Here is a 24078-nt window from a genome sequence, read left to right on the forward strand (position 1 = left end):
AATTTTTAGCCCCTTTTTGCGAAACAAATTTTCCAATCGAATCCACATGCAGGCCAAGCTTGTTAATCATCAAGGCTAACGAGACCTCGGTCAAGTCTTCCTGCTCCTTGCAAAGCCGCCAATAGGTCTGCCAGCGCATCCCCTTGGACATCCCCCGCCTGAATGATTTTTAATATGCCTGCCTCCCAGCCCAAACGCGCCCCGGATTTTTTCAGCCCTTCGCGCCATTAAATCAGCGGCATCCTCTCGCTGGCTTGAGTAGGCCAACTGGTGGCAATGCCGACAGGCGAAAATACCGCCACCATTGAGGACCGCCACCCGCCGCCCGCACCCAGCAACCGGGCACAAAACCATGCACGTTGACCGCCATAGTTACAGCCCGTCCAATCGAGCCATACAGGGTATTCCTTGTCCTGCCACTCCTCTCCGCCGCTCCGCTGTCGATACGACAGAATAATCCTGTCAACTTCCGTGCGTACCTGGATGGAGGCCACGTTTTCACCGTTGCGTGACCATTGCCAACTGAAGGCTTGGCCTGGTGCCAATAATCCCTTTCTCTGTAATTGGCGTGAATCTAATTTCCGGTAATCGCCGGTGGTACTCTTGGAACCCAAGTGCCAGCGTCGCCCGCTCCCCTGTCCACCCATTTTTTATCTCTCCGATTTTACCTAAATCATTAAGCTGTTTTGATACTTATTGTCCATGCTCACCAACGGAAATCCCTTGAAAGACCGACCTGTATTGGGTTTCATCCGATTCCTGAATGGTCGTCAATTCGCCTGTTTTTTTTGTGATATTACTCCTTGCCACGCAGCTCCTTCAACTTGATCAGCATAGCCAGTGTCCGTTCAAACTTACGATCAAGGTGAATTTCGTAGCGCGACAGCTTTTCCAATCGTTCAGCCTTCAATCCTTCACCCAGGGTTTGAGCCTTGATCGTGTGATGGTGCAAGGCCTCTTTTCCCATGTTGACACAGAGCGGCCATAGATGTTCGTCAATGAATTCCGCCAATCCTTCGCTGTTTGGTTGATACTCTTCTTCCTCGACATACTTTGCCCACCAGTCCCAGCTATCCGGCAACAAGGCCTTGAGCACCTTACCATAAGCAGAAGGGCCGCCTTTGCGCAGGATTGCCGACGCCTTCAAAATGAAGAGTCACAGTAACATGTACTTTTTTTCTGGTAATGAAGTGAGATGGCTAGTAAGATAAAAAAATTTTTCTATCTTGTACTTTTTGCTACCAAGGACATCCATAACCTCCTGAGTGGTTCCGATGACGCTACCCCGTCATGGAATGAAATTCCGAGATGTGGGGTAAGTTTCAAGATCTCTTTTTATTCATATCTGCAAATGAGACCAGAAAATTTAATAAGCAAAACTGGATAAAACCGCGGAACAACTCAAGCAGATCGAACTTTTTTTTTTGTAACGCCATCAAACTTAACTTAATGTAATTCCATGGCTAAACAAACTTTTGAAGAATGCCTCGAAAAACTGGAACAAATTACCAGGGAAATGGAAGAGGGAAATTTAAGTCTCGAAACATCACTCAAAAAATTTGACGAGGGGATGAAGCTCGCAGATTTCTGTTCCCGAAAACTTGACGAAGCACAAAAACGAGTCGACATCCTGATCAACAAAGACGGCGCTATTCATACTGAACCTTTTATCAACCACTCCACAGAAGACTAGTTGCCATGGACATAGACATCAAGGCATACCTCTCCGCGAAGCGCGAGCAAGTTGAACAAGTTCTATACGCCCTAATGCCAGCACCTGGCAATGAACTTAATCATCATATCGAATCATTGAATTACAGCCTGCAGGCAGGGGGCAAACGAGTGCGGCCGATTCTCTGCCTTGCTGCGGCCGAGTCTTTAGGTCACGATGTCCCCAGTCAACTGATGATCATTCCTTGCGCTCTCGAATGCATCCACACGTACTCTCTCATCCATGACGATCTGCCCGCCATGGATGATGATGCCCTCAGGCGCGGCAAACCGACCAATCACATGATTTATGGTGAAGCTGGAGCAATTTTAGCGGGAGACGGCCTACTCACCTTTGCTTTCGAACTCCTGAGCAAACCAGAAGCAAGCGAATTGGTCTCGGACCGTGACCGATTACGGATCACCCACCTCATCGCCAAAGCCATAGGTTCCTATGGCATGGTGGGCGGCCAAGCCCTGGACATGGAAGCCGAAGACCGGGACATCCCCCTCGCCGCCCTGCAGATGATCCACCAATGCAAAACCGGCGCTCTAATTACCGCCTCGGTTCAGACTGGCGCCATCCTGGGCCAGGCCAACAGCACCCAGTATCAGGCCCTGACCTCCTATGGAGAGCTTGTCGGCTTGGCCTTCCAGATCGTCGATGATCTGCTGAACGTCGAGGGAACCACCGAGCAGCTTGGCAAAGCGTCTGGATCCGACGCCAAAAAATGTAAAGCGACCTATCCAGCATTTCTCGGAGTCGAGCAAACCCGAATTAAAGCGCAGGAAACGATACAAACCGCTATCGACACCTTAGCAGAATTTGGCCCCGCTGCTGATCCGTTACGAGAGCTGGCCCGATATATTTATCGCCGCACGAACTGATCTTTTTCTTCTACTCTAGCGAACCCCTGAGCTAATAATCATGACATTACCGCCTTCACTCCTCTCGGCCATTCACTCGCCAACTGACCTAAAAAAGCTTAATGAAGACCGACTCCCTGAATTGGCAGCAGATATCCGCCGTGAGATCATCGAAACCGTATCCAAGGTCGGTGGACACCTGGCCCCTTCGTTAGGTGTTGTTGAATTGACCATAGCGATCCATTACATATTCAACACCCCGGATGACAAGTTAATATGGGACGTCGGACACCAATGCTATGCTCACAAACTATTAACCGGACGCCTCAATAAATTCAGGACCATTCGCCAATACAAAGGATTAAGCGGATTTCCTAAGCGAGAGGAAAGCCCGTATGACACCTTTGATACCGGACACAGCAGCACCTCGATCTCGGCAGGACTCGGCATCTCCTGTGCCAAAGACCTCCAAAAAGATCCTCGAAAAGTAATTGCGGTAATCGGCGATGGCTCCATGACTGGCGGCATGGCCTTCGAGGCCCTGAACCAGGCAGGCCACTTAGGGAAAGACCTTATCGTTATCCTGAATGATAATGAAATGTCCATCTCTCCGAATGTAGGCGCTTTATCAAGTTTCCTGAGCCGCAAGATGACAGGCGGCACAATGACCAGACTACGAAAGGAAATGGAACATTTTCTGAAATCAATCCCTAACGTCGGAGAAAACATTCTCCAAGTTCTCAAGAAAAGCGAAGGGAGTTTCAAGGGTTTCTTTACACCCGGAATGCTATTCGAAGCGCTGAAATTCGACTATGTCGGGCCAATACCAGGCCATGACCTAAACTCACTCATCGAAACCTTTAAAAACACCAATGAATTTGGCAGCGGACCGACATTGATCCACGTCATCACCAGCAAGGGAAAAGGCTATAAACCTGCAGAAAACAGGCCTGACGACTACCATGGCATCGGACCTTTTGACCTGGCCACCGGCAAAACCATTGACACTAAAGGCGGGGCGCCGACCTATACTTCAGTCTTCGGAAAAACCCTGGTCGAACTCGCTGAGACCAACGAAAAGATTGTCGCTATCACCGCCGCCATGCCCGCAGGAACAGGCCTTACCCACTTTGCCCTACGTTTCCCGAACCGCTTCTTCGATGTGGGCATTGCGGAACAACACGCCGTCACCTTTGCCGCAGGACTCGCCACTGAAAACATCCACCCAGTGGTTGCCATCTACTCGACTTTTCTGCAGCGCTCCCTCGACCAGATCATCCACGATGTATGTCTGCCCAATCTCCCGGTAACCCTCATGCTTGACCGTGCCGGTCTGGTTGGCGACGACGGCCCCACCCACCATGGCGTCTTCGACCTTACCTACCTCCGAATGATTCCCAACCTTGTAGTCATGGCCCCAAAGGACGAAACAGAATTACGCAACATGCTGCACACAGCGGTTCTTCATCCCGGACCAACTGCGATCAGGTACCCCCGAGGACAAGGACTTGGCGCCCAAGATAATGAACTGTTGCAAACACTAGACATTGGGAAAGGGGAACTGCTTAAGGAAGGAAATGATATCCTGCTTCTGCCAATCGGGTCCTGCGTTCAACCTGCGCTGGACGCTGCTCTGGAGCTTGAGAAACATGGAATTAACAGCACCGTGATCAACCCCAGATTTGCAAGCCCCCTGGATCGGGACCTGATTGTCTCCTGGGCCGAAAAAACGGGCCATGTTGTTACCATTGAAGAGAACGTCAAAAAGGGTGGATTTGGCAGTGGTGTGCTGGAACTTCTGTCCGAGATTCCAGGATGCCGGGTAAAAACCACCCTACTCGGACTACCGAACACCTTCATGACGCAAGGACCCCAGGAAACGTTACGCAACCTTGCCGGCATCGACACGCCAGGCATTATCAAGGCTGCTATGGCACTGTTGAACAATGCCTCCCAAGCAAACTAAAAGGGAGCAAGAGCCTATGCGTCTTCTGTCTGGGTAAAAACCTGATCAAGAACATCCCTGACTGTATCAGAAACGCCAAGGAACTTCACCCCAACCCGGATACGTTTTGGCGTCTGATCTGAGTGCCAGGTCATGACTTTCATATTGGAAATCACTCCGCGAAGATCGTTGACCTCGACCGAACCTTGCTCACCGCTAAACTGGACAGACAACATTAACGGGTAAGCCCAGCTAAATAGCGGATCCAGATCCATCTCGCACAACGCACCACCAATACTGATATTTATAACGGTAGCATCAATCCTGACTTGCCGCTGTTCGATAACAGCACACGTATCTCCGATACTGTAACGCTTCGCTTGACGCAAGGTGACCGGGCTGCATACCCGGTCAATGGCCCGGCACAGTGCCTCCGGTGGACAAGGCATAACAAGATGTGAAGAGCCAACCAACTCGGTCGCCATCTCCACATGTTCTTTTTTATCACCGATTAAAAACAAAAACGGAATTTGTGGGCCATCTTCTCTCTGTGCCAACTTCGTGCATAGTTGCAGACCAATCTCATCTTGAATATCCCATGAGTATAAAATCAAATGCACCACCTCACGGTCAACAATCTGCCCGATCTCATCAGCCCCACAGGCATGAAGTATTACCGCATCATCAAGCACAGACAATATTCTGGCACCTAAGACCGTACGCATCATCTCCGACTCATCAACGATTAAAATATGCCTGGCCATCATCCCCTCCCGTTACATTCCAAGTCCAAGTCCACCATGAAACCCTTCAGTTACCCTCTACCATGACATACTGCCATTCGGAAATCAAAGGCCATGATAAGACTCCTAACAAAGTTATCTTTCATGGTGGCAAAAAACGATACCTTTTTCCAGTTCTTTTATCGAAGCCTCCGCTTTTATTATTACTCTCTCACTCCCCATTTGACCTCAACCAATAACCACACATGACTCATCATTGTAATAAAAGGGTCGAGCCTTCCCGCAAGCCGCCAGGATACGCAGAAACAGGCGCAGAGATCTCTCTTAATCGCATCAGGACTCCGCAACCTCCTACAACAAAGCCATTCAACAAATCTCTATGGACTTTCTCCACCTATTTCGCAGAAGGATTTCCCTACACCATCATACGCACCGTCTCTTCCCTTTTTTTCAGAGACAGGGGAATGAGCCTGGAAGCGCTCGGAGTAACGTCCATCTTTGGCCTGCCCTGGGTACTAAAATTCCTCTGGGGACCTCTGATTGATGCGTATAGCAGTAAACGTTCCTGGCTCTTATTCTGCGAAGCATTCCTTGTTTTGATTATCGTGACGGCAACGATCCTAAGCCCTTTACTCAACGCGATTCACTACATCGCCATCCTCTTCTTCCTGGGAAGTTTCATCGCCGCGACCCACGATATCGCTATTGACGGCTATTACCTTGAGGCGCTCAACCAAGCCGAGCAGGCCCAATACTTGGGATTTCGGGTCATGGCCTACCGCATCGCCATGATGACCGGGACCGGGGTCATCGTGACAGTTGGCGCCATGATTGGTTGGAGCTGGGCCTTCGCCCTGGCATCACTGATCATGGGAGCCCTGTTTTCCCTGCACTCCGTAATACTTCCTCAGGTCTGCCAGCAGAAGAGTATCCCCAGACTCTCGCTACCTTTCAGGCAAAAGCACGCCTGGATAATAGGATCCATCGCAGCGACTCTGATCAGCGTTACCCTTCTGACCAACCGAAGCACTAACTTCACACCATTGACCAACAATCTCCCAGCCATTATCACCTTGAGTCTTTTCGCCGGACTAATCCTCATCTGGTATTCAAAAAAACGCCTCCAACAGCTGCTTCATGACAACCCTGATTCTTTTTACGCCAAATCATTCTTATCCTTCATCGACCAACCAAAAATCGGCGCCGTCCTGGGCTTCATCATCTTATGTAGAGCAGGTGAATACATGCTCTCCTGCATGTATTCACCATTCATGGTCGATCTCGGACTAAAGACTCATTATGGGTGGATTTCGGCTGGGGTTGGGCTGCCATGCTCCATTGCCGGAGCAATGCTTGGAGGCTGGGCAATCAGCAGAACAGGACTCAAACGGACGATTTGGCCATTTCTACTTCTTCAAAACCTAACAAATATTGCCTACATGATCCTGGCGTTGCACTACGCAGACCTCATAGGCCCACCTCCACCTACAGAAGAAGCAGATCTTAGCCTCTTACTTTCAGTGGCCTCAATCCATGGCTTTGACCAATTTGCAGGAGGCTTAGGGACGGCGGTGCTGATGACCTTTCTCATGCGACTCTGCCACTCAGACTTCAAGGCGTCGCACTATGCAATCGGTACTGGCTTGATGAGTATCAGCGGACTCTACGCCGGGGTAATCAGTGGCTTTTTGACCGCTTGGTTAGGGTATGGATTGTTTTTCGGAATAAGTTTTTTACTATCAATCCCCGGTATGGCGATGGTTTTCTTTTTACCGATTCACGAGAACGAATCAACAGAGGAGCAGATCGCATAAAAAAAGGGAATATGACTCAAGGCCAAGAAGCCTGATCATATTCCCTCTGAAACTCTTCAAAATAAGTAACTATCCAGCAACACCACATCTGCTTTGTCATAAGCCTGCTCACATAGACGGGCTATAGTTCGCAGGCTTATTTCGCGCATCTGTAGCGCTGCTGAATAGTTACAGTTCCCGACATCTGCTTGTTTTGCGGATTGAGCTGGATAGTTACCCAAATAACAGACTGCAATAAGTTATCTTGACATGCCCGTTGATGTAATTCCCTTATCGGCAATCGCCACTGCAATCGAAAACCCACCTCCGGACATAACTCACAAACCCTTCACCAAAGATTTACTTCGCCATCTTAGCATCTAACGCCTTACTGATCTTATCACTGATATCAAGAGATTCTGCCGAATAGAGCAACCCGTTGCTTCGAGATTTTTCAAAAACAAGGGATAAACCATCAGCCTTGGCAATTTCATTGATCACTGCTTGCAGCTCCTTGAAGATGGGCTCCAGGACCTTCTTCTCCATCTGCTTCATTTCAAACTGAGCATCCTCAACCTTAAGCTGATACTCGCGCATTTTCTTCTGATAATCCCGTTCCTTACCAGCTTTAACCTCTTCACTCCAAGCAGACGCCTTCTTCTCGATCTCCTCCGCCTGGGCCTTCAATGCATCCTGATCACCTTTGAATTTAGGCTCAAGTTCAGCTTTTTTGGCCTCCATTGCCTTCCGGGCCTCGGTGCCAACACGTGATTTTTCGATAATCTGCTGAATATTAAAGGTGGCAATTTTCAGCTCAGCACCTAATGATGGCACAACGGAGGCAAAAAATGCCACAAGAACAACACCACACAAAAAACGTAACGATTTCATAACAATACACCCTTTAATGATTAAAATCCATGTTGCCACCCGCGCAAAAGGCATAAAAAAAACCGTGGCATCTCTTCAGAAGAAAAGATGCCACGGTTTAAAGCCGAAGAAGGAGCGGGTTAAACCATCTGCCGCATCACTTATTACTGTTGAACAAAATCAGCACGACGATTCTGAGACCAAGCAAGTTCGTCATGTCCAAAATTCAAAGGCTTCTCTTCACCATAGCTGATGGTGTTCATCCGGCTCTCACCAACACCCATGTTAGCCAAATACTGTTTTGCAGCAATAGCTCTTCTCTCGCCAAGAGCCATATTGTATTCGTTGGTACCACGCTCGTCACAATTGCCTTCAATGGCAATCATAGCCTGAGGATTATCCTTCAGGTAGGTAGCGTTAGTCTCCATCCGGGTTTGTTGATCAGCACGAACACCTGACTTATCAAAGTCAAAATATACCGGCAACATTGGACCAGTGGTTCGACCTTCCAAAATAGTGAAGGCTGACTTTGGCGCCATAGGCTGGGCATCAAGCGCCTCAGCACCCATATCCTGCTGACCAGCAAAAGCAGGCGTGGCTGCTTCCTCGGCCTTAACCTTCTTCTGGCTACAACCGCTGGCCATAAACACAGCCCCCATCATTACACCAACCGCAACTAACTTTAAGTAACTCTTAACCATCTCTTCTCCTCCCAAATAAGGAATGCTTTGTTTTCTCTGCCCAAAAACAGAGTTTTTATGATATAAAAACTACACCAATAATTCAACACATTTCATGTAATCATCAAAAAAAATCCACTGACTCCTTGAGGAAAATCACAGCAAGAAATCAGATATCAATCCACCACCTCCAACTATCAATCATAAAAAGAAAAATGATACGTTGACAGGTTTCATTTTTTTTGGGAATTTAAGTCGTAGGTTTAAAGGTCTAAAATTTTCACTCGGATATCTAAACATAGACGCGGTCACACCTTCAAACACTAATTTTCAAAACTGTTAAAAAATGATACAAACGGTCGGCAAATATACAGCAACTATTTATTTTCGCAAATAGAATCGCTCATCTCATAAAAATAATTTTCTTAGGCCACATGGATAATAATACGATTCTCGAACAAATGATCTCAATCAACAAATTTGGAACTTTTTTTGGAGTAAAACAAGAAGTCCTTGAAACGGTATGGAATAGCCTGACCGCTCCGGAGGGCAATTCAGTCACATACGTCAGCATGGAAATTGGAGCGGACAACGATGTCCTCAACCCGGTAAAGAATAAATTAGAGCAACTCCCCTTCAGCAGCGGAGACTCCCGCCTTAAGTATTTCACTAGCAAATTCCTTCACGACTCAGGGAAAATACCTAACTACAGCGGCGGTCTCGGGGTCTTAGCAGGCGATACCTTGAAGAGTTTCGCAGACTGTACCATTCCAGTGGTGGCCATCTCACTGCTCTACCGCAAAGGGTACTTTTCCCAACTAATCGATTCACGCGCTGGACAAATAGCCTACTCGACCCAATGGCGTCCAGAGGAGACATCAAACCTTTACCTTCTGAAAGACCCCGTCAATCCTGACATACCTCTTCAAATTGAAATTCCTTTTTTTGAACGTGGTGACAAGAAAGTCAGCGCTTACGCTAATCTCTGGGTAAAAATGGAGATTAACAGCACACTTGATTTTTTTGTTCCGGAAATCCTGCTTGACTACAGCATCTCCCCTTCACCTAGTTGGATCTGCATGGCCGCTGAGCATCTCTACGATAGTCGGAGTGAACGTTCCAAGATAATCCAGCGCCGTCTGTTGGGCGCCGGCGTCATTCCTGTCATGCAGGCCCTTGGAATTACTTCAAATACTATCCATCTAAACGAACAGCACGGTGTGGTGGTGGTACTTCATCTGATCGCCGATTACCTTCAGCATAAATTTGGCGTCGACTACCCCATCCTGGCCGAAGACAAAGATATACTTGATGCGGCAAACAAAGCGGCGGAACGGATGGTTTACACCATCCACACCCCAGTCAAGGCAGGACACGACCGTTTCAGCAAGGACCTCTACTCCGAATTAGGACACTCCTTTTGTCAACGAATCCTCGGGCTTCTCGCTCAAGATGAGGACAACTCAGACCTCTTCAACTTTACTAACCTCGCCATGAAGGTAAATCGGGCGAGCAACAGTGTCAGCCGAATCCACCAACAGGTCACTCAGAAACAATTCCCCAAATACGCCCACAAAATCAAAGCAGTAACCAACGGGGTCCACCACCTTACGTGGATCAGCAAGGCCAAAGCCGAGTTATACGACAGCTTCAAAGAATTTCACCATTGGCGGCTGGATCCCGGCGTTTTTGCCAACGCCTCACAACTCCAGGAAAACAACAAATTTCGAACATACCTTGAGCAAGCATGGCTGACTGACACCACGCTCCTGACTACCTACATCAATCAAATGCTTATCCAGCACCGCAACCAAATGCACGAAACCTGGATCGATCCACCAAATTTCATCTCACACCTGGATGAAAAGAGCAGAGATCTCAATCCGAATATCTTCACCATAGGCTTTGCCCGACGCTTCTCCACTTACAAACGGGCAGATTTGATCTTCGACAACATCGATATACTGGCCAAGATCGTAGTCGAGCACAACTGGCCAGTCAACTTCGTGTTTGCCGGCAAGGCACATCCCTCAGACGAACCAGGAAAAAGCATTATCAAGCTACTGCTCGACCGCCAACAAGAGCTTTACGAGAAAAGCAAAGGCCTGGCCAAACTGATATTTATCCCCGGCTATGACATGGCCATCGCCAAGCTGATGGTGGCAGGAGTACACTCATGGCTGAACACCCCCAAGAGACCACTTGAAGCCAGCGGCACCAGCGGCATGAAGGCAGCGATCAATGGGATCCCCAACATCAGCATCATGGACGGTTGGTGGGTCGAGGGCTATCATGATGGCAAGACAGGATGGAAATTCGGCGCCGAAACTATCGTTACCGAATCTTGCCTCAGCGAAGATGCTGCCTGCCTCCTGTACGAGGAAGATTCAACATCATTCTACAAAGTGTTCCCTCAAATCCTACAAGCCTTCTATGACAAAAGCCTACGCTCGCAATTCATCGACAAATGCATCAACAATATCGCCTTAAACGGTCCGATTTTTAATACTCACCGTCTGGCAGCCGAATATGTCAATCTTTACAAGTTGCCACTTCCAGCGCCAGTCACAAAAAAAATCCATCGGCTTGCTTCACTCTACGACAGCAACCGCTGAGAACTTTAGCAAATTGTATCACAATACGTATTGCTTCTTGTCGTTCGTAGTCAGGTTTGGTAGAAATTAACCTAAAAAGAGCGTAACTATCCAGCGACACCACATCTGCTTTGTCATAAGCCTGCTCACATAGACGGGCTATAGTTCGTAGACTTATTTCGCCCATCTGTAGCGCTGCTGAATAGTTACAAAAGAGCAAAGCAAATTGCTTTTCAATACCCAACCATGATAATCTCGTAAAAAATCACGGGATGGCTCTGCCGTTGACCTAACAATTTTTCACAATCAACATCGACACCGACAGCACTAAGGAACATGACATGGGTGACATCGTTCGTTTTGGCATATCGATCACAGATGACCTATTACTCCGCTTCGACGACCTGATAGCAGAAAAAGGCTATGTCAATCGCTCGGAAGCAATTAGGGACCTGATCCGCAACGCTTTAATAGAAAGGGATTTAACCAACGAACAAGAAGAAGCCATAGGCACCATTTCCATGGTCTATGACCATCACACAAGAGACCTTGCGGACAAACTCACAGAACACCAGCACTCACACCACAAGGAGATCATCTCCGCCTTGCACGTCCATCTTGATCATCACCACTGCCTGGAAGTTGTGGTTGCCAAAGGAATCGCCTCTAACATAAAAAGGCTGGCAGACGAACTGATTGGCACTAAAGGGGTCAAGCATGGCAAACTGATGATGACCACCAACAAAGGGTTAGGCTGAGCAGCTCGGACAGTAAAAAACCGTTACAAAATAAGGTTGTCAGTTTACGGTTGACAGTTGACGGTGATTGGGTCCTGCCAATGGCTGAGGACACACTGACATTGAGTATCATGCGATGATTTATGACTAAGGGACGCGGAAATTACCAATTTACCATAACGCATCCCGGCTTTGGGTCAGATTTGGTCGCAATCCAGGTAAATTGGTAACTTCCGAGTCCCTAACCATGATTCTTTTAACTGTAAACCGATAACTGATTACCGTTAACCTGTGCAGTTAGTTACGATTATTCCTTTATTGAAGGCGGCACAGTGTTTGTTTCGAGGGCTTTGCGAATAGCACTAAGGTCTGCTTTGGGGAGCGAAACAGCCGATGGCTGCTCGGCCTGGGTGATGGCTTGACGATATGCTTTTTCTGCAGCCAGATAATCTCCAAGGGCCGCGTGAGCTAAACCAAGATGATAGTGAACCATGACGTCCTGTGAGTTGATCCTGATTGCCTTCAGGAATTGTTCAACCGCCTCCTTCTCTCGACCAGTCCGGCTCATAACCAACCCGAGTCCGTCAATAGCATTAAAATTCTCCGGGGCCGATTTCAAAACAGTACTGAACTCCGCTTCTGCCTCAACATACTTCTTCTTTCTCAGTAAAACCATTCCCAGCTTATTACGCACCTCATGCTGTTCCGGCTGAAACTCCAACAGTATCTGATACTCCGTCTCAGCCACGGCATCTGGCATATTGGCATCAGTCACATGGCCCCATCCCTGATTGGATTGGCACAGAAGAAGAAACACCAGACCCGCTATCGCGCATAACATTCTCCGGCATGGTAAGCGATCACAGGGCACCCCCTCTGCTTTGTCATGGGGCTGCTCACCCAGTGTATAGCTCGCAACCCCATTTCGCGCATCTGGGGTACCCTGCAATCGCTTACAGTTCTGAGGCAGAGCGCAGTTTCTAGTTTTTACCCCGAGATCACTTATCCGGCATGAGCTGCCAAGCCCCACCCACCCCCAAAGACACTCCAGCCATCGTTTGGTCATCGAATATTTCCTCATATTAAAGCCCGGCCAGCCCCTGAATCGAGTGGTAGAGAGTATAAGCGCCAAGGACAGTAATGACCACAGCGCTGACAATGCCCATCCGTCGCCCAAACTCCTGATTGGCTGCAATCTGCTCGGTCAAACGGCCGGCATGGGACAGAACCACGCCGATAGTCATCATCACCACTCCCAAGCCCACCGAGAAAAAGATCGCCATGGTCAACCCTTGAGCAATACGACCAGCGGCAATCGCTGCCAGCAAGGTAGCAATCGCTGCCGGACAAGGGACCAATCCGCCAGAGATTCCAAGGATCAGAAGATTCCACTTTTTATACGCCTGCTTCTCTGTGGCTCGGCCACCCCCAACTTCGATACTGGGCTTCTGATCATGACCATGATCGTGCTCCAGATCAGAACTATGGCGCTGATGTTCGTCTTTGCCGTGATCGTGAGCCAGTGAGGGGCCATGACTATGCCCATGTCCGTGGCCGTGACCATGCCCACCGTGGCCAAAGAGATGAGAATGATGACCGCCTTGACCACCCAATCGCTGAGTTAACATCCAGATACCCACGATCAGGATCAAGATCGATGAGCCCAGACCAAGCCAGGCGTGCAGTTGCGTCTCGGTATAAGTATGAGAGAGAGCCTTGGCGATAATTCCCAGCATGATAACACTAAAGGTATGGGTGAAGGTAACAATCAAGCCAAGGAGCACCCCATCCATTGCACGACCGCGAGTGCCGATCATATAGGCCGCGATCAAAGTCTTGCCATGCCCGGGCTCAAAGGCATGCAAGGCCCCCAAGGCAATGGCTCCGAAGTAAAGCATGATATCTTGTGGCATCATTGATGTCTCCAACACCAGAAAAACAACAAAAAAGGCGCTTGGCCATAGGGAAAAAGCTCATTAACCTATTCCCTAACGCCAACCCCATAAAAAAATCGTAAACGTTCACCGGGCACACCATCTGCTTTGTCAGCGGTCTGCTCATGTGCAACTAGCACACTTCGCAGACCGCTTTATTGACCGACGAAGCGGGTCAATATAAATCGCGCATCTGGGGTACCCAGTAAACGTTTACAGTCCGGTGAAGTCCGCACGTTCAATGCTTCTGCTGAACGTTTACAAAAAATCAGTGGCGAACAATTGACAGTAAAAACGCCCTGACGACGCTGTCAGGGAAATCAGAAGGAAGAACTCCCCCCGAAGCCCTCATGACTCCAACGCCTCGAATCCCTATCAATACATAACAATATAGAATCTTTTACCACAAAACCAACTAAAGACAAACCCGCCCCTTAAAAAAATACCAGTCCCCGGAACAACCATCACTCCCTGACCAGCATGGCGATCGCTTCTAAGTGACACGTCTGGGGAAACATATCAACTCCACGCAGATGACGTAAAGAGAAGCCCACCTCCTGTAATTGCCGCAGGTCACGGACCAACGTCGCAGGATCACAGGAGATATAAATAATTTTATCTCGACAGAGTTCTGGAAGCAGAGAGATAATTTCACGGCACCCCTGTCGAGGAGGATCAAGCAGCGCCACATCAAACCGTTCTCCTGCCTGCCGCAATTGCTGTGCCGCTGTCAGTGCATCGGCACGAAGAAAAAGACAATTATCCACTTGATTCGCCAAAGCATTGGCCTGAGCGCCACGAATGGAAGATCGCTGCAGATCTGACCCGACCACCCGGCCACTGCCACGAGCAAGAGGCAGTGAAAAATTACCCATACCGCAGAAAAGATCGAGCACCTCATCCTCAGGTCGCACCTGCGCCCATGCCAGCACCTGCTCGAGCAAACGCTCGTTCTGACGAAGATTGACCTGACAAAACCCCCCGGTCTCAAAACGCATGACCAGCCCTTGCCCGCCTCGACCATCGGGAAGTGCGAAGGCAATGCCATCACCATGCTCACCAGGAGAATCACCACCATAGGGCCCGCTGGGAGCAAAGCCCTCCCCAACCAGCCACACCGACTGAATCAAGCCCATCGTGGAGGCTATTGTGGCAGCAGCTTTATGGTCGGCTGGACGAGGCTTACGGCGCAACTGAAAACTCACCACTACCCTTCCCGCTAAAGGATTGAGAAGTAATTCCATCGCCGCAGAATGGGAACACAAAGTTCGAAAGGCCACTGATCGACGAATGCCGACCAATGCCTGATTCAACTGACTGGCTGCCAGCGGGCAGACATCGATTTCCGCCACCTCATGAGAACCGCGCTTAAAGAATCCAACACTGCCACTGTCATCAATCTGTAGCCGAATCCGTTGACGATAATGAAACTCATCCGGACTGGGAAGTACTGGCTGGGTCGCTACTCCATTGAGGATAATCCCCGCCCGAACCGCAAGCTCATTAAGAATATCTGATTTGATCTTAAGTTGGCACAGGTAATCAGCATGCTGAAGGTTGCACCCGCCACAAACCATAAAATGTGAACAAAACGGTTCGACCCGGAACGGGGAAGATTCGACCACCTCAAGCAGTGTTGCCGTAACATACCCTTTGTGCTGTCGCCCAAGGGCCACAATCACGGTCTCTCCCGCTAGCACAAAAGGGACCATCACTACCATACCGCCTGCCAACCGGGCAAGGCCATGACCGCCGGCCACGACCTTGTCAATCGTTATGCGATGCCGATTAGCTGAGGTCAACTAAAACCACCTCTTAAGAATCGTTGGTTCAACAACACAAATTATCCCTGTCGATCCTTAAAATACTGATACGCTCCGTTGATCTCCTTCATCTTCTCCTCAGCCACCCCCTTGAACTCTTCACCAAGATGACTGACCTTATCAGGATGATACTGCATGGAAAGCGTTCGGTAGGCCTTCTTGATCTCTTCAAAACTCGCGCTGCGGGAAACTCCAAGGATCTCATAATTTCTTTCCTCGTCAGAGGCCTGCTGGCGGAACCGCTGGGTGTAACGCCCGTGAATGGTCTGCATATCGTGGGCGGTAATCTCCAGGAATACGGCAATCCTGCGCGCCACTTCGACCTCTGGATCGACCACCTTCGACCCAGAATAGATAACCTGAAAAATCAGCTCCAACAGGATCAACCGCGGTTCATAGGCAAACTGGGCTTTAAACCGGGAGAGCAGATCATTCAGGTCGGTGGGCGTGCCGTGAGCCTCCTTGATCAACTCCTTGACCCAGAGAAGTTTATCGTCCGTATAGCGAAGATTGAGCCGGAAAAAATTCTCGATAGTGCTCAACTCTTCCCTAGTCACTTTGCCATCGATTTTGGCAACATGAATTAAGATATTAACGAGGAGAAAAACAAACTCATTATGGCTTGCAGTCTGGGTCCGCTCATAATCGCTGATCCTGCTTTTTACTCGATTAGCTAATCCCCAGAACGCAGCAGCTCCCAGAAAAAGCGCAACGAGGCCGCTGGCCAGAATAAACCCGACAAACTTCATCAAGAGCGGCGCCCCACCAGTCAAGAGCATGAAGATGGCGATCCACAACAGACACCCCCCACAGCCAGGCTTACTATGATATCGGTATTGGTATTGATTCACGACGAAAACAATGCCTCGACAAATTCCGCCGGATCAAAATCCCGCAGATCTTCCATCTTCTCTCCTACCCCGATAAATCGGATGGGCAGATTAAACTCCCGGCTGATATTGACCACGATACCGCCCTTAGCGGTACCATCAAGCTTGGTCAAGGTCAAACCGGTAAGTTCCGCCACCTCGTGGAACTGCCGGGCCTGGGAAACAGCGTTCTGGCCAGTGGTGGCGTCAAGCACCAGCATCACCTCATGGGGAGCGCCGGGACATTTTTTGGCGATCACCCGTTTGATCTTACGCAGCTCTTCCATCAGATTGACTTTGGTGTGAAGACGGCCTGCAGTATCAATAATAATCACGTCAAAATTTCTACTGCTCGCATATTCTAAAGCATCGAAAGCCACCGACGAGGGGTCAGCTCCAGGCTGTTGAGCACAGACCTCAACGCCTATGCGCCCCCCCAGACCTTGATCTGATCAATGGCCGCTGCCCTGAAAGTATCAGCGGCCACCAGAAGCACCTTGTTCCCAGCCTGTTTGAACTTATATGCCAATTTGCCTATGGTGGTGGTCTTACCCACACCGTTGACCCCAAGAACCAGGATCACAAAAGGACCGGTCTCCGGGATGACCATCTCAGCCGGCCGCTCAACCTGTTGCAGAAAGGAGATCATTCTTCCCTTCAAGAATCGTTTCAAGGCCTCTGGATCAGCCAACTCCTTCCGGCTCACCTGACGCCGGGCCTCTTCCAGCAAATCCTGTACAGTACGGAACCCAAGGTCAGAGGTAATCAATACCTCCTCCAATTCATCAAGGAGTTGGGCATCAATAATCTTTTTGCCAAGGAAAATACTATCCACACGGGTGATAAACGACTCACGCGTCTTGGCCAGCCCGCTCTTAAGACGCTGAAAGAGACTCTCTTTACTTTCTATCTCGGGAGGGACCTCTTTAGGGGGGGGCTTTGCGGCAGAAATCTCCACAGGAGGCCGCTCTGCAGGGCCGGAGACCAGGGAAGAAGACGTAACCAAACTCGTTGATGGCTTGACCTCGCTCTCCAGACTCTCTCGAAGAGGCTCTTCAGTTACAACCGCAGGCTGTGGAACTGAAACTGCCTCACTCTCCTTATTTTTTCCAAGCTTTTTTTTGAACCAACCGAGCATGGCGTCTTATATCTCCAAAAAAATTTCAAGGGACAAGGCAATCCAACACACTTAGGGGGACAAACAGCCCCCCGCAGTATCAAACAGATTCTACTATGAAGGATACAGGGCGTTGCCACCCCAAACAGAAAGGGCCATGATGACAAAGGTAGTTTCCAAAGCAAACTCAAGCTTCACCCCAGGGCTCCAGTACTCCTGACTATACAAATACGTAAATCCGGCCAGATATAAAATCCCAGGGAACAGAAAATAACCCACAGGAATAACGATCAAACCAAGAGAAGGGAAAACTGCCAAAGCAATCAAGAGAATCCCCATCATACAATTTAACACCTGGATAGTTTTCGGAGCACCTATCAAAACAGGGAGCGTCTCTTTTCCAACAATCCGATCACCCTGCACCTGAAAAACATCAAAAAGGGCGTTGCGAACAAAGACCAACAGCAGAATCAAAAGCATCAGAGCATAGGTCTTGGCAGTCAGCGCCGTACCTGCGCCTACGGCGGGAAGTAAAACAACCACCATGGCCCAGGCCAGGGCGACAAAAAAGGTCTTGGAGGCAGGGATCTCCTTAAGCCGGGAAACCTTAATCCGAGCGGCGAGAAAGCGAGGGATAAAATGGATACGATACAGCACGCCAAACACGCTCATCACCAAAAGTAGGGCGAAGGAAGGCCAACCATCGTTAAAGGTAATCCCCAAACCTATAAAAAGAAACAGAGTGGCCAAGGACATCATGGTCTTCCGATATTTATGATTGAAACGAAGATACACCGGATCATCAAAAATTTTGGACTGCTGATCGGTCAAGCGATTGATATTATGCATGGCAAAAAGATAACAAAAGGCAACAAACGCGTGCGAAATCCGAGGTTCGAGCCCTTGCAGCAGACCGCAGGCCGAGGCCAGAAGTCCCCCTCCGAAAGCAACATAGAAATTCGAAACCATCAGCAACCGAACCACCCGGAACAGCCCATGAAAAAGGGGATTGTCACTGCGACCGGGGATAGCCTCCAAGGCCCGCACCACCCGATTAATCATCCACGTCGGGGTCGAGGCCCCGGCGGTAACCCCGACGCAGTCAAACTCCCGTAAGGAAGCCACGTCTAGTTCCTCTTCTGACTCGATAAGGAACACCAGGCGACCTAAGCCTTCCGCGATCTCGGCCAGTCGCTTGGTGTTGGCGCTGGTCTTGCCGCCCACCACCACAATCGCCTCGACCTGATCACACAGGTTACGGACCTCCTCCTGACGACGGTGGGTGGAGTCACAAATGGTATTGAACACCTCGCCGTTGGGGTTTCTCCGGATAATAATCTCAGTAATTCTATCAAAGGCCAGTTCATCCTGAGTGGTCTGACAGACGATGATGTACGGACGGGTCAACACCAGGGATTCGGCCTCATGGTCGTTAGAGATGACATGACAGTCAGACCCGGCGTAACCCATCAAGCCATCGACTTCAGCATGATTACGATCGCCCACAATCACTGTGGTCTTACCCTGTTTACGATGCTTGTTGATGATGGCCTGAACCTTGAGGACACGAGGACAGGTGGCATCCTTTACCGTAAGTCCCGATTTCTTGAGACGCTCTTTTTGTTCCGGGGGCACACCATGGGCACGGATGATCACTGTCCCGGCGCCAGCCTTCGGCACATGCTTGAGAATTCCAACGCCCTTATCCTGCAGGACTCCTAACACTTGGGGGTTATGGATCAACGGCCCAAAGGTGGAGATATTCGACTCACCCTTGTTGACCAGGTCAAGAGTCAAATCAACAGCCCGCCGCACCCCCATGCAAAAACCAGCTTTTTTGGCAATCACCACCTTCATGACGAACCTTCGTGCCGACAATAATGGCTAACCAGGATCTGCTGGGGAATCCCGGTGCCCAACGCCAACCGGGTTTTATTAACGATGACGACAAAGGGACCCGTTGGATGATTACTAATGACATCAAGGGAGGCGCCGACAACTAACCCCATATCGGCCAGCCGACTTACAACTTCACGACTTCCGATAACCTTGACGATGCGAACCCGCTCCCCATTGGCTGCGAGATGCAGAGGCAAAGTCGGTTCACGACTGGCCAGACAACGATTACATAGGCCATAAATCTCGGTTTTGTGCTGAAGAACATGAAAATTAAATGAGCCAGCGATTTTCAACTGCAAGGTTTCCAGAACATCATCTTTAAACTCCTGAATCAAGCCACACTTGGTACAGATAAAATGGTCATGATGATTCCCCAGGTGCATGTGCTCGAAGCGCGACTCCTGATTGTCGAAATCGAGCCTCTGCGCAAAACCATATTGGCAAAACATGGCCATGGTTTCTTGAAGAAAGGTCCGGTCATCCAACTCAGGTTTCTTACGGCGCACCATCTCAAAGAGTTCTGAAATACTCATATGGAGTTCCATTTCCAAGAATATATCGAGGATTGCCAACCGCTCCGGTATCCGCGAGGCCTTGAACGATTCCAACACTGTCTGAAACTGCTCGCGGTCGTGCCGATGCTCTTCAACTACTATCGGAGCAGGCGTGGGCTGCTCTTTATGCCAGACCTTCTTGATCAGGTCAGATACTGGAGTCAGAAAACTCATGCCATGCCTCAACCCTGACGGCCAAAATCATCATCGAAACGGACAATATCGTCCTCCCCCAAATAACTCCCGTTCTGGACCTCAATCAACTCCAGAGGAATGACACCAGGATTTTCCAAACGATGGGTCTCACCGCAGGGGATATAGGTCGATTGATTCTCCATGACCAGAAACACCCTCTCGCCGCAAGTAACCCGAGCCGTTCCCTTAACCACCACCCAGTGTTCCGAACGATGATGGTGCATTTGCAAAGAAAGTTTGACCTTTGGCAGTACGGTAATCCGCTTAATCTTAAAATTCTCCTGCTCTTCGAGAATGGTATAACTGCCCCAAGGACGAAATACTGTCTGGTGAACCTTATAATGGTCACGCTTGTCCTTCTTCAGGCGGTCGACAATCTTCTTGACATCCTGGGCTCGCTTCATAGGGGCCACCAACACTGCGTCAGCGGTTTCAATGACCATGGTATCAGTCAGACCTACCGCCGCCACGAGACTATGTCCAGCGCGGATCAGACAATTTTCGACCCCCTCCAGGATAACATCACCGCTTGCCACATTTCCTTTTTCATCCTTGTCTGAGACCTCCCACAAGGCCTGCCAGGAACCAATATCACTCCAACCCAGATCAACAGGAACCACCACCACCTGGTCTGACTTTTCCATAAGTGCATAATCGATAGAATCTGATGGTGAGGAGGCCATACTCGACGCTTCCAGCCGGAAGAAGGCGGAATCGGCTACCCCGTTCGCCACCGCCTGCTCCATATTGACACAGATCTCAGGACAGTGGTCGTTCATCTGCTGGATAAATGTCTCGTTCATAAAAGCAAACATCCCGGAATTCCAGTAATAATCCCCAGAAGCAAGATACGCCTCGGCGGTTTCCAAATCCGGCTTCTCGACAAAGGACAGGACCGAATTCCCGAAACCCTTACGAATATAGCCATAGCCTGTTTCCGGGCTCGTAGGCTGCACACCAAAGGTCACCAACCGCCCAGCTTCGGCAAGGGAGACAGCTTCAACCACCGCCTGGGCAAAAGCCTCAGACTTGCGAACCAAATGATCAGCAGGCAGCACGAGAAGAACAACCGGCTGATCATGAATCTTCTGACTATAGAAAGCAGCAGCACAGATGGCAGGACCGGTGTTTCGTCCCATTGGCTCAAGAATGATAGAAACCTCGTGATTACAGCCAAGGGCATCAACCTGGGCTTTGGCAATAAAACGATGCTCCTCACCAATAACCAGTATGGGAGGCGCCACTCCGGGCAACCCCATGACCCTGAAAAGGGTAGCCTGAAGTAACGAATGATCGCCAACCAGATTCAACAGTTGTTTAGGATACAGCTCTCGAGACAAGGGCCAGAGCCGGGAGCCAGTACCCCCGGCCAGGATAACAGGCTGGATGATTGCCATGAAAACCTCGTTAAGAAAAATTCAAAAAGAACGGAGACTATTGACACCACCAAAGGCTGCCTCCGGACTGTTACTCCACGTTCAACCGGCCATAGTCGGCCCCCTCCCGATCATTACTGCGCCTCTTTCTGCTCTCCCGCCCTGGCATGGGCCTTCCACCACTCATATACTCCTGGCAGGACAGAAAAGATAATAATAGCGACAATAACAAGTTCAAAGTTCTTTTTAACAAAAGGGAGTTCTCCAAAGAAAAAGCCGGCGCTGATCAGACTTCCAACCCAAACAATAGCGCCAATAACATTGTAGGTAGCGAAGTGGCGGTAGGTCATCCTGCCAACCCCGGCAACAAATGGAGCAAAAGTCCGCACAATTGGCACAAATCGGGCGATGACAATGGTCTTATTGCCATATTTTTGATAAAAGACGTGAGTCTTGTCCAAGTACTCCTTCTTGATCATGGGAATCTCGCCGGTCAAGGCCCGTTTACCAATGGCATGCCCCACGGCATAATTGACAGCATCTCCTAATATTGCCGCAACTCCAAGCACAACAAAAAGCGGCAAGGGATCAAGGATGGTACTCGAAGCTAAGGCGCCCGCAGCAAACAACAAAGAGTCCCCAGGCAGAAAGGGCGTGACCACCAGCCCTGTTTCAGCGAAGATCACCGCAAAAAGAATAATATAGGTCACAGCGCCATACTGATTGATGACTCCCTGCAACGAGGTATCGAGATGTAAAAAAAACTGTAGAAATGCATTAAGTAATTCCATTACTCCTCACAAATGGTAGAAATATAAGAGTGTTGTGGGGTTACGCTTCACTCATCCGACGAAAATATGAATCAATTAATCGAACATTGTACCAGCTTGACGATGACCAGCCATTAGCAGGAACACTAACCGTCAACTGTCAACCGCAAACCGATACCCTGCGCAGTTACGAATTCCGTAATATAGCAGTGCTCAATATAATAAATATGGGTGCCGCCGCTCGGAAAATTCAGCAAGACCTGGCTGCCATTTGGTCTCCAACTCAAGAACAGACCGTCCTTCAGCAAGCTGCTGACAAATAGCAGAATCCCCCAGGATCAAATCAAGGGGAGAGCGAATAAACTCGTATTCATAGGGCGGTTCTTTGAGAGCGAACCCCTCTGGATAAAGGGTCATAATCGCCCCCAAAACAGCAAGAGAAGTGCGATACGGCAAAAATACCAATGGATCTGTAACATGTATCTGAAAACCGACGCAGACAAGACCTGCCCACTTGTTAGAAGTGGGCTCAAAACAGACCGGTCGCAGAACACACCCGGGAAGCGGTGTCGACCGCAACTGCTCAAGCATCGCATCATGAGTGAGAAACGGCGCACCAAAGACCTCAAATGGCATGGTTGTACCGCGCCCTTCCGAGATATTGGTTCCCTCCCACACCACCTGGCCGGGATAAACGAGCGCCGAGGCATAGGTCGGCATATTCGGTGACGGAAACACCCAAGGCAACCCGGTATCTGGAAAATGCATATCACGTTGCCAACCCTTCATGGCCACAACTGTTAGCTCTGCGGGGTGGGCAGACTCCCCATTCAGGAAATTAGCCAGTTCGCCAAAAGTCAACCCGTGCCGCATCGGCAACCTCTCAATCCCGACAAAAGAGCGACAGTCATCGGCCAGCACATTACCCTCCAAAGCTGTGCCGCCAATGGGATTTGGCCGATCCAGGACCACAACCTGTTTACCGAGCTTAGCAGCCTCTTCCATGCAATAGGCCAAGGTCGACATGAAGGTATAAACCCTGGTCCCCACATCGACGATATCAACGATCAGAACATCGAGATGATCAAGCATGGACGAATCAGGTCGCCGGGTATCACCGTAAAGACTAAAAACCGGACGTCCATGTTTATCCTGGTCGTGGCCGGACTCGATCATATTATCCTGTTTCTCGGCAAAAAAACCATGTTGCGGAGAAAACAAACACCGCAACTGCCCAGGAAATGCCTGGTCTATCAAATCTCGACTGTGGCGGAAAGACCTGTCAACCGAAGCTTGATTGCAGAGCAAACCAAGCCGTTTCCCTTGAATCCATGAGGGAGGCGCTGCTACAAATTCTTCAATGCCTAATCGTGTCATGTGTGAAGTTGCAAAATAGGTGTTATTTGTGCTGAAAGAGAGGATCAAAGCGCCTCCTGTTTTCATTTGTTCCAGCGTAACTACACAGGTTAACGGTAATCAGTTATCGGTTTACGGTTAAAAGAATCATGGTTAGTCATAAATCATCGCATGACACTCAATGTCAGTGTGTCCTCAGCCATTGGCAGGACCCAATCACCGTCAACTGTCAACCGTAAACCGACA

Annotated in this window: 18 protein-coding genes and 3 pseudogenes; 6 read left to right on the forward strand and 15 right to left on the reverse strand. The window is 49.4% G+C overall.

Annotated elements, in window-relative coordinates:
- Window positions 1–647: pseudogene (locus FP815_11730) on the reverse strand (hypothetical protein).
- A 149-nt stretch (window positions 648–796) separates the two neighbouring features.
- Window positions 797–1144: pseudogene (locus tag FP815_11735) on the reverse strand (hypothetical protein).
- 315 nt (window positions 1145–1459) lie between these two features.
- Between FP815_11735 and FP815_11740 the strand changes: the two are divergent.
- Genes FP815_11740 through dxs form a run of 3 tightly spaced genes read left to right on the forward strand, consistent with a single transcriptional unit; the run spans window position 1460 to window position 4543 of the window.
- Window positions 1460–1693, forward strand: a complete 234-nt coding sequence (locus tag FP815_11740; GenBank protein ID MBA3015603.1) for an exodeoxyribonuclease VII small subunit — start codon at window positions 1460–1462, stop codon at window positions 1691–1693.
- 11 nt (window positions 1694–1704) lie between these two features.
- Complete coding sequence (locus FP815_11745) at window positions 1705–2598, forward strand: polyprenyl synthetase family protein (protein ID MBA3015604.1); 894 nt, start codon at window positions 1705–1707, stop codon at window positions 2596–2598.
- A gap of 40 nt (window positions 2599–2638) precedes the next feature.
- Window positions 2639–4543: a 1-deoxy-D-xylulose-5-phosphate synthase gene (dxs, locus tag FP815_11750; GenBank protein MBA3015605.1), complete on the forward strand. Its 1905-nt coding sequence runs from the start codon at window positions 2639–2641 to the stop codon at window positions 4541–4543.
- Between the two features lie 14 nt (window positions 4544–4557).
- Here the strand turns inward: dxs and FP815_11755 are convergent, their stop codons facing one another.
- On the reverse strand, window positions 4558–5289 hold the full coding sequence (locus tag FP815_11755; GenBank protein ID MBA3015606.1) for a response regulator: 732 nt from the start codon (window positions 5287–5289) through the stop codon (window positions 4558–4560).
- A 221-nt stretch (window positions 5290–5510) separates the two neighbouring features.
- Between FP815_11755 and FP815_11760 the strand changes: the two genes are divergently transcribed.
- The gene (locus tag FP815_11760) at window positions 5511–7079 is read left to right on the forward strand and encodes an AmpG family muropeptide MFS transporter (protein MBA3015607.1); all 1569 of its coding nucleotides are present in this window, start codon (window positions 5511–5513) and stop codon (window positions 7077–7079) included.
- 339 nt (window positions 7080–7418) lie between these two features.
- On the opposite strand, the gene FP815_11765 is transcribed toward FP815_11760, so the two are convergent.
- Together FP815_11765 and pal are read right to left on the reverse strand one after the other, a co-directional pair.
- The gene (locus tag FP815_11765; protein MBA3015608.1) at window positions 7419–8003 is read right to left on the reverse strand and encodes an OmpH family outer membrane protein; all 585 of its coding nucleotides are present in this window, start codon (window positions 8001–8003) and stop codon (window positions 7419–7421) included.
- Window positions 8004–8092: 89 nt separating this feature from the next.
- Complete coding sequence (gene pal / locus FP815_11770; protein ID MBA3015609.1) at window positions 8093–8629, reverse strand: peptidoglycan-associated lipoprotein Pal; 537 nt, start codon at window positions 8627–8629, stop codon at window positions 8093–8095.
- Window positions 8630–9042: 413 nt separating this feature from the next.
- Between pal and glgP the strand changes: the two genes are divergently transcribed.
- Both glgP and nikR read left to right on the forward strand, forming a co-directional pair.
- Window positions 9043–11223 (forward strand): alpha-glucan family phosphorylase, encoded by a 2181-nt coding sequence (gene glgP / locus FP815_11775; GenBank protein ID MBA3015610.1) that lies wholly within the window; start codon window positions 9043–9045, stop codon window positions 11221–11223.
- Window positions 11224–11543: 320 nt separating this feature from the next.
- Window positions 11544–11960 carry a nickel-responsive transcriptional regulator NikR gene (gene nikR, locus FP815_11780; protein ID MBA3015611.1) on the forward strand — a complete coding sequence of 139 codons (417 nt, stop codon included), beginning with the start codon at window positions 11544–11546 and terminating at the stop codon, window positions 11958–11960.
- Window positions 11961–12246: 286 nt separating this feature from the next.
- Here the strand turns inward: nikR and FP815_11785 are convergent, their stop codons facing one another.
- The 10 genes and pseudogenes from FP815_11785 to FP815_11830 all read right to left on the reverse strand — a co-directional run bounded on the left by FP815_11785 (window position 12247) and on the right by FP815_11830 (window position 23853).
- On the reverse strand, window positions 12247–13020 hold the full coding sequence (locus FP815_11785) for a tetratricopeptide repeat protein (GenBank protein ID MBA3015612.1): 774 nt from the start codon (window positions 13018–13020) through the stop codon (window positions 12247–12249).
- 1 nt (window position 13021) lies between these two features.
- A complete protein-coding gene (locus FP815_11790; GenBank protein MBA3015613.1) occupies window positions 13022–13855 on the reverse strand; it encodes a hypothetical protein in 834 nt (277 codons plus the stop codon).
- A gap of 482 nt (window positions 13856–14337) precedes the next feature.
- The gene (locus FP815_11795) at window positions 14338–15675 is read right to left on the reverse strand and encodes a class I SAM-dependent RNA methyltransferase (GenBank protein MBA3015614.1); all 1338 of its coding nucleotides are present in this window, start codon (window positions 15673–15675) and stop codon (window positions 14338–14340) included.
- A gap of 41 nt (window positions 15676–15716) precedes the next feature.
- Complete coding sequence (locus tag FP815_11800) at window positions 15717–16475, reverse strand: J domain-containing protein (protein ID MBA3015615.1); 759 nt, start codon at window positions 16473–16475, stop codon at window positions 15717–15719.
- 68 nt (window positions 16476–16543) lie between these two features.
- Window positions 16544–17703 (reverse strand): annotated as a pseudogene (gene ftsY, locus FP815_11805) (signal recognition particle-docking protein FtsY).
- A gap of 93 nt (window positions 17704–17796) precedes the next feature.
- The gene (gene ispH, locus FP815_11810; GenBank protein ID MBA3015616.1) at window positions 17797–19539 is read right to left on the reverse strand and encodes a 4-hydroxy-3-methylbut-2-enyl diphosphate reductase; all 1743 of its coding nucleotides are present in this window, start codon (window positions 19537–19539) and stop codon (window positions 17797–17799) included.
- Window positions 19536–20309: a Fur family transcriptional regulator gene (locus FP815_11815; GenBank protein ID MBA3015617.1), complete on the reverse strand. Its 774-nt coding sequence runs from the start codon at window positions 20307–20309 to the stop codon at window positions 19536–19538. The genes ispH and FP815_11815 overlap by 4 nt, the downstream gene beginning before the upstream one ends.
- 8 nt (window positions 20310–20317) lie before the next feature.
- Window positions 20318–21727, reverse strand: a complete 1410-nt coding sequence (locus tag FP815_11820; protein MBA3015618.1) for a mannose-1-phosphate guanylyltransferase/mannose-6-phosphate isomerase — start codon at window positions 21725–21727, stop codon at window positions 20318–20320.
- 113 nt (window positions 21728–21840) lie between these two features.
- On the reverse strand, window positions 21841–22497 hold the full coding sequence (locus FP815_11825) for a DedA family protein (GenBank protein MBA3015619.1): 657 nt from the start codon (window positions 22495–22497) through the stop codon (window positions 21841–21843).
- Between the two features lie 192 nt (window positions 22498–22689).
- A complete protein-coding gene (locus FP815_11830) occupies window positions 22690–23853 on the reverse strand; it encodes a DUF1343 domain-containing protein (GenBank protein ID MBA3015620.1) in 1164 nt (387 codons plus the stop codon).
- Window positions 23854–24078: the final 225 nt, after the last annotated feature.

The sequence above is a fragment of the Desulfobulbaceae bacterium genome (assembly GCA_013792005.1).
In the GTDB taxonomy this organism is placed as follows: Bacteria; Desulfobacterota; Desulfobulbia; order Desulfobulbales; family VMSU01; genus VMSU01.